Genomic DNA, 14986 nt, shown 5'->3' with positions numbered 1-14986 from the left:
TCTCCTGTTAATTAATTTTGACATGCTTTGAGATGTTCAACACTATACCTACAGCCCCCATAAAGATGGTGAGTGAGGTACCTCCATAACTTATAAATGGTAGTGCTACACCTGTAGCTGGCATTGATGATGTTGCAACTGCTATATTTAAAGCTGCTTGTATTCCAATTTGTGCCCCTATACCTATGACAACCATACAAGCAAATACATTAGAAGTCTTCAAAGCTATTCTTACACATCTGTAGACTAAGGCTACAAATAGCATTATAACTATTATACAACCAATTAATCCTAACTCTTCTCCTATTATAGCAAATATAAAGTCATTTTGTGGCTCTGGTATATAAAAATACTTTTGCTTACTCTTTCCTAAGCCTAAACCAAACAGTCCTCCTGAACCTAATGCATATAAACCTTGTATTACCTGATACCCCTTACCAAGTGGGTCTTGAAATGGGTCTAAAAAAGATGTAACACGACTAAGTCTATACGGTTCAGCAATTACTAATGCAGCAAATAAAGCAGCCCCACTTCCTATCATAGCAAATACAATTTTCATATCCATTCCAGCAACAAATATCATTACAAATGTAACTAGAATTACAGTACCTGCTGTTGACAAATTTGGTTGAAGTATTATCAACGCAAAAAATATTCCTGGAACTACGAGAAGTGGTACAACACCTTTTGTCAAAGATTTTATTTTATCATAATTTTTCTCAATCAATTTTGCAGTTAATATTATTGTAGCAAACTTTGCAATTTCTGCAGGCTGAAATGTTAAAGCACCTATCCCTAACCATCTTTTTGCTCCGTTTGCTTCTATTCCCAAAGGAGTTAAAACCAACAATAATAATACTACTGCTATAGCTCCAATTGCTGTAGCATTTTTCTTCCAAAAATTATAGTCTATTCTAGATGTAATAATCATAACTATAAATCCTAGTATAGCATATATTACATTTTTCTTTAGAAAATAGTATGCATCATTGTGTTTAAATGAAGATTGTATAAAACTTGCACTAAACACCATAACTATTCCTACAAATACTAAAAGCATAGTAGTATAAAATACTACTCCATCAAATTCAGTCTTCATCCTTATGTCAATTTGTTTTTTCAAATTTTCTTTAGGCATCCAACTAATCTACCTCCATTCTTCCATCTAAGTAAGTTTAGAGGTAAGAGATTATTTTAAATTGTTTACATTATCTTTGAAGTCTTTTCCTCTTACTTCAAAACTTTCATACATATCCCAACTTGCACAAGCTGGTGAAAGAAGCACTATATCTCCATTTTTTGAAATCTCATGAGAAGTCTTAACTGCTTCCTCCATATCTTTTACTATATGTATGTCATTAAATCCTTTATTTTTAGCACAATTTTCTATCTTTGGTGCAGTTTCTCCTAATAAGATTAATGATTTAACATATGATTTTGCAATTTCAAGAAGTTCATCAAAGTTGCTTCCCTTATCCATTCCTCCTGCTATAAGCACTATTGGTCTATTATAAGACTGTACAGCTTTTATAGTAGAATCTGGATTAGTTCCCTTTGAGTCATTTACATATATTACATTATCTAAGTTTCTTACAAACTCTTGTCTGTGTTCAACTCCTTTAAATGTCATCAATACATCTTTTATTACTTCTAAATCTACTTTACAAACATATGCTATTGCTATTGCTGCCATACAATTTTCTAAATTATGGCCTCCAGGCAAACTTACATCATCTTTATTTAGAAACTTAATCTTATCCTCTATATCTATTATTATGTCATTATTTTCTAAATATACTCCTCCATTTACTCTATGAGTTCTTGAAAAGTAAATTACTTTGGCATTACATTTATCAGCTAGGCCTCTCACTATTTCATCATCATAATTTAATATACAAAAATCTTCATCATTTTGATTCATAAATATTTTTGATTTAGCTTCTATGTACTTTTCCATAGTATGATGTCTATTTAAATGATCTTCTGTAATATTTAATATTGCACTTACTTTAGGTCTAAATTCATCCACACTTTCAAGTTGGAAACTACTCAGTTCAGTTACAAGTATAGATTCTTCATTTGAAGTTTCTATAGTATCTATTACAGGATTCCCTATATTACCAACTACATATGTATCTTTTTTGGCACTTGAAAAAATTTCTCCTACTAAGCTAGTTGTAGTTGTCTTACCATTTGTACCTGTAATCCCTATAAAAGTTGGATTATTTGACAATTTAAAAGCTAATTCTACCTCACCAATTATATACTTGCCTGAATTTTTTAGCTTCAAAATAAATGGCAAGTCTAATGGTACTCCTGGAGATACTACAACCATATCTACATCGTCTACAGCCTCTGGATGGCATCCTAATATGTATTCTATGTCATTTATAGATTTTAATTCATCAAGTATGTTTTTTAATTTATTTTCATCTTTAATATCATTTACAATTATACTTGCTCCTAATTTATCTAAATGTTTAATTGTAGATATACCAGTTTTTGCAAGCCCTACTAATAAAACTTTTTTTCCACTTAAGTCCATTTTTTATTCCCCCTAGGCCTAAAATACTGCTATTATACTTATCCAAGCTAAAACAACTGTAATAATCCAAAAAACAAATACAACTCTTGTTTCTGGCCAACCACATTGTTCAAAATGATGGTGTATTGGAGCCATCTTAAAGAATCTCTTTCTAGTTACTTTAAAATATCCAACTTGAATTAAAACTGATAGAGCTTCTGCAAAATAAATGCCTCCAATTATAGGTATTATAAGCACTGAATTAGTTAAAACTGAAAATGCTACAACCGCACCACCTAATGCCATTGAACCTGTATCTCCCATAAACACTCTAGCTGGATATGAATTAAATCCTAAAAAGCCTAGACATGCTCCAACAGTTGCTGCTGCTAAAACTGCAACTTCTGTATTGCCTGCAACTGAACTTGCAAACAACATAAAAAATACAGAAACAACTAAAGTCACTCCTGATGCTAGACCATCTAGACCATCAGTTAAATTTACAGCATTTACTATTGCTACTATTATAAACATCATTATTGGTATATATAGTATTCCAACATTTATTACAAAATCTGTAAATGGTATCATAAGTTGCGAAGCACTTGATGACGATGTATACTGATAAAAAGCAACATAAAAAGATAATGCAACTTGAAGGATTATTTTTTGATATGCTTTTAGTCCAAGTGACCTTTTTAGCTTTATTTTTATAAAGTCATCTAAAAAACCAATAAAACCAAAACCAGCAATACATATAAGACCTACTGCCATGTCATGACTAACTTTTACTCTTGTAAGTCCAGTTATTAGAATTGCAACAATCATTATAATTCCACCCATAGTAGGTGTTCCATTCTTAGCTAGATGTGTTTGAGGTCCATCATCTCTAACTGTCTGACCAAATTTAAATTTCCTAAGCATTGGTATAAATATTGGTCCTATTATAATTACTATCAAAAACGCAATCAATGCGGTGTACGTAAGCTCTGTTATTCCTAACATCATAAAACTCCTCTCCCTTGTCAATCAACTCATTAGTTTAAGCTTATTTATTTAGATATTCAACTATTTTTTCTAATTTCATGCCTCTTGAGCCTTTCACTAAAATAGTGTCTCCTGTTTTTATTAATTCATCTAATCGATTAAATACATCGTCTCTATTTTTAAAGTGATATATATTGGATGAATCGAATCCTAATCGTTTTGCTTCGTCTCCAATAAACACTGAGTTTTCACCTATAGTTATTATGATATCAGTATTATTCATAGATGATTTTCCAACTAATCTATGACCATACTCTGAAATTTCACCCATCTCAAGCATATCTCCAAGTATTGCTACTTTTCTACCTTTATATCTACCAAGTATTTTCAAGGCTGCTTCCATAGAATCTGGACTGGCATTATATGAGTCATTAATTATTGTTAATCTTTCATTTTTTATTATATCTAATCTCATTTTTGTCCCTTTGAAGTTTTTTAAACCTGTTTTTATACAATCCAAAGAAATATTTAAACTCATGCCAACTAATATCGCCGACATAGCATTATATATATTATGCTCTCCTATTGTTGGTATAAATATTTCCTCTTTTTTTCCATTTATGACACATGTAAATGTCAAACTATCTTCTTCCATAGTATAATCTTCACAATAAATGTCATTATCTTTCTTAAATCCAAATGTTTTTAACTTATATACATGCTCTTTTTCTTTTAATGTAGATAAAAATTTATCATCGCCATTTACAATCAAAGTATTTGTATCATCAAAATTTGAAGCAATCTCCAGCTTTGCCTTTAAAATCCCTTCCTGTGAACCTAGGTTTTCTATGTGTGACAATCCTATATTTGATATAACTGCAATTTTAGGATTTACTATGTCCACCAAATACTTTATTTCATTAAATCCAGACATTCCCATTTCTATTACAGCACACTCATGTTCTTTATTTAAATTAAACAAAGTCAAAGGAACCCCAAAATGATTATTTAGGTTCTTTTCATTTTTCAAGATGTTTAATTTTGCAGAAATAGCTGCATATATCATATCTCTAGTAGTTGTTTTTCCTACACTACCTGTAACACCTATAAATGGAATGTCAAATTTTTCTTTATAATATCTGGAAATATTTCCTAGAGCCAAAGTTGTATCTTTTACCTCTATTAAATTTATATCCGAACTTTCTAATTTTATTCCATTACTTTCATTTTTTATAAAAGTTTTGCATCCACTATCATATGCAGACTTTATAAAGGTATGCCCATCTAAATTTTCTCCAACTATGGCTACAAATGCATTTTGTGCATTTGCTTCCCTGCTATCTATAACTATATCACTTACACAGTCATTATAATCTCCATATATTAACTTTCCATTAGTTGCAAGTACTAACTCCTTTATTGTTAAGCACTCCATTCTCAAACTCCTCCTTATAAAAACATTAGCTATATTATCTTAGCAACAAAAGGCAATGTATACCGTTACATATACATTGCCTACGATAACTCTTAACTTTATAATTATATACTATATTTCTGTTTTTTTGAAGATGTTTATGGATATATGTTAATTATCTGTTACTTTTTAGTTTTCAAAATATAGTGTTATACTTGAATCTTCATTAACTTTTATTCCAGGTTTTGGAAAAACATCCTTTACTTTTGTATCCTTTGGAATTTCTATATCTGTATCTAAATTTGGTTTTAACTTCGCATCTTCTAATGCTTTCACTGCATCCCCAATTTTTAAATTTCTTACATCTGGTACTTTGACTTGTTTCTTTTCATATTCAGCTTTTTCTTCTTCTTTATATACTGGTTTGACCCCTAAATATTTTAGAGAATCATTCATTATTTCTTTTACTATAGGTCCTGCTGTAGTACTACCAAATGCACTTACTCCTGTTGGCTCATCAACAATAGCAAGAACTACAATTTGTGGGTCATCACAAGGTGCTATTCCCACGAATGAACATATATATTTTCCTTGAGCATATTTACCATCTATAACCTTTTGAGCTGTACCTGTTTTCCCACCTAGTCTATATCCTGGTATATATGCAATTTTTCCTCCACCATCAGTTACAACTGACTCTGCAATTTCTAACATTTTTTTAGATGTTTCTTTAGATATAACATTTCTTACTTTTTTTGGTTTTACTGTCTCAGTTATATTACCTTTGTTATCAGTATAAGATTTTACTACTCTTGGTTGCATTAAATCTCCACCATTTGCTATTGATGATATAGCTGTTATAAGTTGTATTGGAGTTACTGATATTGATTGACCAAATGATATTGTAGCTAACTCAACTGGACCTACATTTTTTTCATTATACAATATTCCTTTAGCTTCTCCTGGTAAATCTATACCTGTCTTATTCATAAGACCAAAAGATTCTATATAATCATACATTTTACCAACACCTAATCTACTTCCTAATTCAACAAACACAGGGTTACAAGAATTTTGTACTGCTTGTTTAAACTCTTGTGTTCCATGAGGTCTATAGTGTCTCCAACATTTAATCTTTCTTCCTCCTACAGTTACACTACCTGTACATGTGAATTTCTCACCATCTTTTATTACTCCTTCTTCAAGAGCACTGGAAGATGTAATAAGTTTAAATGTAGAACCTGGTTCATATGTATCACTTACTGCTGGATTTCTCCACATTTGATAATAACCCTTTATTTTGTCTTTATCGCTATATTTTTCAAGTTCTTCTTGATAATATGGATATATTGGCGTTCTTGAGTCATTAGGGTCATAATCTGGTTTTGATGCTAGAGCAAGTATATCGCCAGTTTTAGGATTCATTGCTATTGCAGTGACTTTCTTTGCATTATTTATTTCATAAGCCTTTTGTACTGCTTTTTCAGTATAATGTTGGATTACTTCATCTATAGACAATACAAGACCATTCCCCTGAACAGGTTCATAATATTTTTCCATACCTTGTGGAATTTCTCTACCTGAAGCATCAGTACTTACTATTAATTTTCCAGCTTTTCCTTTTAATTTTTTATCATATTGCATTTCTATACCAGATATCCCTGTTGCATCTGAAGAAGTATGACCTATTACATATGGTGCAAAATTTCCATAAGGATAATATCTTTGATTGTCTTCTGCTACCCATATTCCACCTAATTTAGCATCTCTTATTTTACTTGCCTTATCATCATCTATCCATCTTTTGACCTTTACAAGAGCCATATTTTTTTTGCTTATTAAAGCATAAATATCTTTATAATCTTCGTCCAAAATTTCAGCCACTTTTTCAGCCGCTTCTTTTTTATCTTCAACTTCTACAGGTTTGCACCAAACTGTATATTTAGTTACACTTACTGCCAATTCTTTCATGTTTCTATCATATATAGTTCCTCTTTTAGGCTCTATAGGTATATCTCTTGTTTGTTGTTCTAATGCTTTTGTACTTAACCAATTACCTTTCATAAGTTGTAGGTATCCAGTCCTAATAACAAGGCAAAAAAACAGTGCACATGCTAAAACAAGAACAAGTACCAGTCTTTTTTTGCTTATCCTTTTTACTTTTCTCAAACCTATTCCCCCTAGTTATCCACATTTATATACTTTATTTGTCCATCTTTTGGATAGTCCATATTGAGCAATTCCTTTGCTTTTAACTCAATTTCTTTTATTGATGTTTTTTCAGTTTCTTTTGCCTTTAGTTCCTCTAGTACTATCTCTTTTTTTCTTAAATCTTTTTGTAAATAATGAATATCATATTTCATTTCTGAAATTTTTGAATAACCACATAGATTCAATATTATTACTACGAAAGTTGTAATCAATAAAATACATTTAGCCCCTATTTTTTTATTAATTCTCTTTTTATAATTATTCTTTTTTTTATTTTTATATTCATTTAGATTATGTATTTTATAATTTTTTTTCAAATTATCACCCCGATAATATAGATTTTTAGATTTTCCTCTATACTATATTTGTTATTAATCATATCTCTTCCTTTAAAATTTCATCGCTAAATTAATACACTGTTACACAATCTATTTGTAATTTTTTCTATACACAACAAAAAATCTATAGATTCACTAATTCTTGAATTCAAACCTATAGATTTTACACTAATTTTTATTTATTTTTATCACTATATATTTTCTTTAACATATAAATCAATACACTTAAAGCAAATAATATTAAAAGTCCTGTCATCATGACTTTAGCTCCACCAGTCAACATACCACCAACATAAGAATATACAATGGTTGCTGGTAATTGTCCTACTCCAGTAGCTATAAAGAAAGATATAAAACTCATGGATGTTAGACCTGCTGCATAGCTCACAAGGTCAAAAGATATAAAAGGAAGCAATCTTGCAATTAAAATCGTATGTTTTCCATACTTATCAAAAAAACCATCTATACTTTCTAGTGCAAATTTGCTTGTAAGTTTTACAACTACATCTCTACCTAAAAATCTTCCAATTACAAAACAAATTGCAGCACCTGCCATTGCACTAATCCATGACAGTATAGCACCATTTACCCATCCAAATAAGGCTGCATTTGCAAAAGTAATTAAAAATGCAGGAAGAGGTGCAGCTATTGATTGTAATATCATAAGTGCAAATGATATTATTGGTGCCCAAACTCCAAATGATAATATGTACTCCTTAATTGCATCTAGATTTAACATACTCAGATAAAATATCATCTGATTTACCATTTTTTTAACAGGAGGTATAAAAAAGTAAATACCAAATACCCCCAATATAATACAAATTTTTATTAATAATTTTTTATGCTTATTCTCTATTTTTCTCCACTCCTAATATCTACTTTAGTTATATTATAACAGAAAATATTTTTCTATATTGTCGATTATATCATAGTTGTTTTCTATTCTAATAAAAACTATAATAGGTTTTAACTATAATTAAGAAGTTTATTATTTTATTACATTGCTAGTCCTTACTCTCAAACTATATAAATTATATTTTTTCCGCTACTCTCAATTTAGCACTTCTTGAACGTGGATTTACTTCTATTTCTTCAGCACTAGGTAATATTGGTTTTCTAGTTATTATTTTTACTTCAGATTCTTTATCACATTGACATATTGGTAAATGCTGTGGGCATATACAATCTGATGCGAGATATTTAAATGCATTCTTTACTATTCTATCTTCTAACGAATGAAATGTTATTATACAAATTCTACCATCTTCATTCATTATAGAAGAAGCATCATTTATCATTTTTGTAATTACTCCAAGTTCATTATTTACTTCTATTCGTATAGCTTGAAAAGTCCTTTTAGCTGGATGAGGCCCATCTATTCTAGCTTTTTTAGGAATAGCTTTTTTAATTATATCAACCAATTCACCTGTAGTTTCTATTGGTTTGTTCACTCTTTCCTCAACTATAAATTTAGCTATACGTTTAGCCCAGTTATCTTCACCATAATCTTTAATTATCTTAGCTAGCTCATCTTCTGCATAAGTGTTTACAACATCATATGCTGAAAATTCACACCTAACATCCATCCTCATATCAAGTGGTGCATCTTGCATATAAGAAAATCCTCTCTCAGCTTCATCAAGTTGATGAGAGGAAACTCCTAAATCTGCTAATACACCATCTATCTTATAAACTCCGATTTTTTCCAATTCTTCTTTTATATTTTCAAAATTGCTATGAACAAATTTTACTCTGCTTTCATATTCACTTAATCTTTCTCTTGCTGTATTTATAGCATTTTTATCTTGGTCAAACCCTATAAATAATCCTTTATCTGATAATTTTTTTACTATTTCTTTGGAATGTCCTGCACCACCCATAGTACAGTCAACATATACTCCATCTGGTTTTATCTTTAAATTTTCTATACATTCATTTAAAAGAACTGATACATGATGAAATTCCATAACTACCTCCTTCAAACTTAATATTTAAATTATTCTTCAATACTGTTGCTTTTATTTCTCTTTGATAAATAAATATGTGCTATTATACCACCAATAACACCAACTAAACTTATCACTTGAGCCATTCTAAGTGGTCCTAACATTAAACTATCTGTTCTTAGTCCTTCTATAAAAAATCTTCCTATTGAATAAAGGGTTATATAAGTCACTATAACTTGTCCTTCGTATTTTTTATTTTTTCTAAACAATAATAAAACTATAAATATTCCAAAATCCCATATAGACTCATATAGAAAAGTTGGATGAACCTTTACTCCATCAACCATTATTCCCCATGGTAAATTAGTTGTACCTCCATGAGCTTCTCCGTTAATAAAGTTCCCCCATCTTCCTATAGCTTGTGCTAAAGGCATTCCAAGTATGACAGTATCAGCCATTTTTAAGAAATTAATATTTTTAAACTTAGTGTATATATAGCCAGCTAAGATTCCACCTATTAACCCTCCATGTATAGCAAGTCCGCCACCTCTGAAATTAAGTATTTGAAATAGATTTTGAGCATAATAACTCCAATTAAATATAACATAATATATTCTTGCACATATTAATCCAACAGGAATTGCTATGATAGCTATATTTAATACATCATCTTCTTTAAGCCCAACTCTTTTCGACTCTTTTATTGCTATTAAAGTTCCCAAAATCATGCCACTAGCCATAAGTATTCCATACCACATTATGTCTATCCCAAACAGTGTAAATGCTACTCTATCCATAACTCCACCTCTTTATCTTAATTAAAATATTTCCAAAGCAATACACCATGTTTACAATTAATTGTAATTATACTAAATTATGATAACATATTAATGTTAATTCTACAAAACATATTGATGTTGATTCTACAAATACTTAAAATATATTATACATGCTGTCTCAACAAAATTATGCATAAATTATTTACAAGCAAAGAAATTGGTGTATATTATACACCAATCTCTCTACAAATTTTTATTAATAATATTTAATTTTTACTAACTTAATTTGTATAAGTATATTCAACAAAATCACTTGCTACCTAAATAAAACAAGTATCAAAATTAACTATTTGGCCTTTAGCTACTTATTTGTAATATTCAAACGTTCTACTTAGGTTCTACAATAGAAATAACACAATACTCTTCTTTAAAGTGTTCTTTTAATCTCTCTTCAACTTCCTCAAAAGCAACATCCTTAATAATATCTAAATAATCCAATATATTTATATCTTTAAAGATATAAGATATAAAACTATTTCCTATAAAGTTTATAGAATCAAAACATTTAATAAATGAACCAATTTTTTTCTTTTTAGTTCTTTCAAACTCCTCTTTAGATAATCCTTCTTTTTTAGCTCTTTCTATATATTCAAGAATTATCTCTTTTACTTTTTTAGGTTCCTTAGAATCTCCAGCAATTACGCTAAAAGCATAGTCTACTTGAGATGAAAATCCAGCTCCAAAATTTTCATTTATTAGACCTTGCATATACAAATCTTCATAAAGTTTACTGCCCTTTTTAAATAACATACCTATAAGGATATCAGTTACAATTTCTTTACGTAAAAGTTCTTTTCCTTTTACACCTACATTATTATCTTTAAAACCTATGTTAAACATAGGTATAGATATAGGAAACTTTTCTATAACTTCTTTTTCCTTTACAGTTGCTGGTTCTTCAGGATAAAATCTTTCTATATTCTTAGAAAGTTTATCCACATCATAATTGTTTGCTTTTTTAGTTACATCTATTACCTTTTCTACATCCAAATCACCTACAACAAACAAAGCCATATTTCCTGGATTATAGAAAGTATTGTAACACTTATATAGTTCTTCCTTAGTTATCTTATATATACTATCTACTGTACCAGCTATATCAATTCTAGCAGGATAATTTACATACATAGCCTTTAGACAATTAAAATACACATTCCAGTCTGGATCATCATTGTACATTTTTATCTCTTGTGCTATTATACCTTTTTCCTTTTCAACATTTTCATCTGTAAAATAAGGTGTTTGAACATAATCAATTAAGTGCTCTAAACTTTCATAAAAATTTTCCGTAGCTGAAAATAAGTATGCTGTCATTGTAAAGTTAGTAAATGCATTTGCACTTACACCTAATTTAGAAAATTTTTCAAAAGCATCTCCTCCATCAGGTTGTTCAAACATCTTATGTTCTAAAAAATGTGCAATTCCTTCATTTACTCTAATCTTTTTATCTTCTCCTATTGGAATAAATTCTAAGTCATTTGAACCATAATTAGTAGCTAAAATAGCATATTTTTTTGTAAAGCCTCTCTTTGGCATAAAATATACATCTAAGCCATTTTGTAATTTTTCATAATAAACTTCTTCTCTTAATATATCATTAACTATTTTTTCCATAGACATCTCCTCCATTAATTTCTTAAAAAGTATACAATATCAAGTTCTATATCTTTTACAGCCTCAACTATATCTTTTTTAGTAACTTTCTCTATGCTAGATATTATGTCTTCTACTTCAGAATTTGTCTTTGCCATAGACTGAGAAAAAGCAAAATCAGACATTCCACCTATATTATCTGTTATAGATTTCATAGAGTTAACTAAAGCAAGCTTACTATTTTCTAACTCTTCATCAGATATATCTCCTGCTTTTAAACTTTCTAATTGTTCTTTTATTAATTTTACAGCTTTATCATAATCTTTAGTTTCTATTCCAGATGATATAAGCATAATACTTTTATACTTCTCTATTGAAGAGAAAATATAATAGCATAAGCTTTCCTTTTCTCTTACATTCACAAATAGTTTAGAGTGTGGACCACCACCTAATACATTACTTCCGACCACAAGGGCATAATATTTATCATTATCTACATAATCTACATTTGCTCTATACCCCATAACTAATTTACCTTGAGTTATTTCCATTTTTTCGTCTATTACTTTTACTTCATCTACATGTTTTATGAAATCTTCTTTTGGTATATCTATAATATCTTCTCTTTCGAATTTTAAATTCTTACTTATTATGTCTACAACCTTATCTTCATCAAAATTACCTTCTACAACTATGTCTATTGGAGATGTTTTAAGTATATTTCTATAATGCTCATATAGCTCTTTTGAAGTTATGTTATCTATTTCATCTTCGTAACCAAACTCACTTATACTGTATCTTTCATTTCCACACATAGCTTCTATACATTTATCTTGTGCATATTCTTTTTTATCATTTATTATTGATTGTATCTTATCTCTTAAATTTTCTTTTTCAATATTTAAATATTCTTCTTTAAATCCACCATCTACAACAAGTGTATTATTTATTACTTCATTAAAAAATTCTACTACTTCTTCAAATATATTTTCATCTAAATACTTTTCACTTATATTAATTATTTTAAAACTTAGTACTTGACGCTCTCCACGTTTTACAGCATCAGCTCCCATAGACGAACCATATAAATCATCTAGTTTATTGGATATTGCTCTGGCACTAGGATATTTTTCACTTCCACTTGCTATTATTGATGGTATCAAAGCATTTTTTGTAGTTTCTTTTTTATCCAACAATCTCTGAACATACAAACTTATAAGATTTGATTTAAACTTTTCTGTTTTTATCAAAGTCAAATTAATATTATTACCTAAATTTATTATTTTCTTAGTATTAACCATATGTACCTCCTATTTTTTATTTAAACATCAATTTTAAAATTGAAATTTATTCATTTTTTGATTGTATATACTTATATATAAAAACCTTCTATTTAATTATATCCTTTTTATTATTTTCTAAAAGTAATATTTTTATTTAAATTTAAATAAAAAGTTATTTAGAGCAGTCTGCTTTAAAGTCTAGTTTACAAGCTTCATATATATGATGTATAATCAATATGTATGTCTATAATTAAAACAATTTTACAATCCCATAGATTGATTGTTTAAAGTTATATAAAGAATATAAAAAGAATAAGAGAGAGGACGATTAATATGAAATTAGGTATAGTTGGTTTACCAAATGTAGGTAAAAGCACACTATTTAACGCAATAACTCAAGCAGGCGCAGAATCTGCAAATTACCCTTTTTGTACAATAGACCCAAACGTTGGAGTTGTATCTGTTCCAGATGAAAGATTAGATAAACTAAAAGAATTGTACAACTCTGAAAAAATAGTTCCTACTGCTATAGAATTTTGTGACATAGCTGGTTTAGTTAGAGGTGCTTCTAAAGGAGAAGGCTTAGGAAATAAATTTTTATCACATATAAGAGAAGTTGATGCAATCGTACATGTTGTCAGATGTTTTGAAGATGAAAATGTTATACATGTAGATGGTTCTGTTGAACCACTTCGCGATATAGAAACTATAAATTTAGAATTAATTTTCTCTGATATAGAGATTCTTGAAAGAAGAATTCATAAAACTCAAAAAGCCGCTAAAGCTGATAAAACTTTAGTTTCTGAGCTTGATTTGTTAAATTCAATCATGGCTACTTTAGAAAATAGTAAGTGTGTAAGAACTATGCAATTTACAGAAGATGAACAAAGCTTTGTAAATTCATTAGATTTACTTACATCTAAACCTGTAATATACGCTGCAAATGTATCAGAAGATGATTTGGCAGATGATGGAGAAAGTAATAAGTATGTTCAACAAGTTAAAGTATTTGCAGAAACAGAAGATGCTGAAGTTGTTGTTGTATGTGCACAAATAGAAGCAGAAATTTCTGAACTTGATTCTGCTGAAGAAAAGAAAGAATTTTTAGAAACATTAGGGCTTGAACAATCAGGGCTTGATAAACTTATAAAATCATCTTATGCCTTACTTGGTCTAATTTCATTCTTAACAGCTGGTCCAAAAGAAGTCAGAGCATGGACTATAAAGATTGGAAGTAAAGCACCTCAAGCAGGAGGAAAGATACATTCTGACATAGAAAGAGGATTTATCAGGGCTGAAACAATTGCTTTTAATGATTTAGTTGAACATGGTACTATGGCAGCTGCAAAAGAAAAAGGATTAGTTAAATTAGAAGGTAAAGAATACATAGTTAAAGATGGAGATGTAATATTATTTAGATTTAATGTTTAAAATGCTTATTTATCTACAATCTTAACTATTGTATTACAATAAGAAAATTAGAATAATAGAAACTTCTATTATATTATAATAGCTATTTAGATTTTATAAAAAAGAGAGTTTTTCTAAATGATTTTTAAAAATCATAATAGAAGCTCTCTTTTTTATAGTATTCCCACAGAAATTATGATTGTCAACAATGACAGTACTTTACTGTAATCCCAAATACGCTTTCCACCAAAACAAGCTTTCTTTCATCATTTACCATTTCCCTAATTGTTATATTACTCAAAAATTTTCCTCCCTTAAGTACTTACATAATTGCTGATATTCTTATATTCACAAACTGCTACACTCAAATTAAAAACTTCTAGTCATGGAAAAATTATATCTCTTTTAGAAAATATTATATGCTCCATATAATGTAAA

At 29.1% G+C, this 14986-nt stretch carries 12 protein-coding genes; 1 reads left to right on the top strand and 11 read right to left on the bottom strand.

Features of this window, described 5'->3' with window-relative positions:
* Window positions 1-7: 7 nt before the first annotated feature.
* The 11 genes from spoVE to yfmF form a co-directional block, all read right to left on the bottom strand.
* On the bottom strand, window positions 8-1138 hold the full coding sequence (gene spoVE / locus IR151_RS00360; RefSeq protein ID WP_227432412.1) for a stage V sporulation protein E: 1131 nt from the start codon (window positions 1136-1138) through the stop codon (window positions 8-10).
* Window positions 1139-1189: 51 nt separating this feature from the next.
* Window positions 1190-2545, bottom strand: a complete 1356-nt coding sequence (murD, locus tag IR151_RS00355; protein WP_227432411.1) for a UDP-N-acetylmuramoyl-L-alanine--D-glutamate ligase — start codon at window positions 2543-2545, stop codon at window positions 1190-1192.
* 18 nt (window positions 2546-2563) lie between these two features.
* Window positions 2564-3532 carry a phospho-N-acetylmuramoyl-pentapeptide-transferase gene (mraY, locus tag IR151_RS00350; RefSeq protein WP_227432410.1) on the bottom strand — a complete coding sequence of 323 codons (969 nt, stop codon included), beginning with the start codon at window positions 3530-3532 and terminating at the stop codon, window positions 2564-2566.
* A 40-nt stretch (window positions 3533-3572) separates the two neighbouring features.
* A complete protein-coding gene (locus IR151_RS00345) occupies window positions 3573-4946 on the bottom strand; it encodes a UDP-N-acetylmuramoyl-tripeptide--D-alanyl-D-alanine ligase (RefSeq protein WP_227432409.1) in 1374 nt (457 codons plus the stop codon).
* Between the two features lie 168 nt (window positions 4947-5114).
* A complete protein-coding gene (locus IR151_RS00340) occupies window positions 5115-7094 on the bottom strand; it encodes a stage V sporulation protein D (protein WP_227432408.1) in 1980 nt (659 codons plus the stop codon).
* An 11-nt stretch (window positions 7095-7105) separates the two neighbouring features.
* On the bottom strand, window positions 7106-7453 hold the full coding sequence (locus tag IR151_RS00335; RefSeq protein WP_227432407.1) for a hypothetical protein: 348 nt from the start codon (window positions 7451-7453) through the stop codon (window positions 7106-7108).
* Between the two features lie 196 nt (window positions 7454-7649).
* The gene (locus IR151_RS00330; protein ID WP_413927243.1) at window positions 7650-8231 is read right to left on the bottom strand and encodes a TVP38/TMEM64 family protein; all 582 of its coding nucleotides are present in this window, start codon (window positions 8229-8231) and stop codon (window positions 7650-7652) included.
* A 277-nt stretch (window positions 8232-8508) separates the two neighbouring features.
* A complete protein-coding gene (gene rsmH, locus IR151_RS00325) occupies window positions 8509-9444 on the bottom strand; it encodes a 16S rRNA (cytosine(1402)-N(4))-methyltransferase RsmH (RefSeq protein ID WP_227432406.1) in 936 nt (311 codons plus the stop codon).
* A gap of 29 nt (window positions 9445-9473) precedes the next feature.
* The gene (gene lgt / locus IR151_RS00320; RefSeq protein ID WP_227432405.1) at window positions 9474-10220 is read right to left on the bottom strand and encodes a prolipoprotein diacylglyceryl transferase; all 747 of its coding nucleotides are present in this window, start codon (window positions 10218-10220) and stop codon (window positions 9474-9476) included.
* A 369-nt stretch (window positions 10221-10589) separates the two neighbouring features.
* Window positions 10590-11876 carry an EF-P 5-aminopentanol modification-associated protein YfmH gene (gene yfmH, locus IR151_RS00315; protein WP_227432404.1) on the bottom strand — a complete coding sequence of 429 codons (1287 nt, stop codon included), beginning with the start codon at window positions 11874-11876 and terminating at the stop codon, window positions 10590-10592.
* 14 nt (window positions 11877-11890) lie between these two features.
* Complete coding sequence (gene yfmF, locus IR151_RS00310) at window positions 11891-13156, bottom strand: EF-P 5-aminopentanol modification-associated protein YfmF (protein WP_227432403.1); 1266 nt, start codon at window positions 13154-13156, stop codon at window positions 11891-11893.
* A 315-nt stretch (window positions 13157-13471) separates the two neighbouring features.
* Between yfmF and ychF the strand changes: the two genes are divergently transcribed.
* Window positions 13472-14569: a redox-regulated ATPase YchF gene (ychF, locus tag IR151_RS00305; RefSeq protein ID WP_227432402.1), complete on the top strand. Its 1098-nt coding sequence runs from the start codon at window positions 13472-13474 to the stop codon at window positions 14567-14569.
* Window positions 14570-14986: the final 417 nt, after the last annotated feature.

It is taken from the genome of Clostridioides sp. ES-S-0006-03 (assembly GCF_020662275.1).
Taxonomy (GTDB): Bacteria; Bacillota; Clostridia; order Peptostreptococcales; family Peptostreptococcaceae; genus Clostridioides.
The sequence above is the reverse complement of the archived record's forward strand: the minus strand, read 5'-3'. Positions and strand labels throughout refer to the sequence as shown.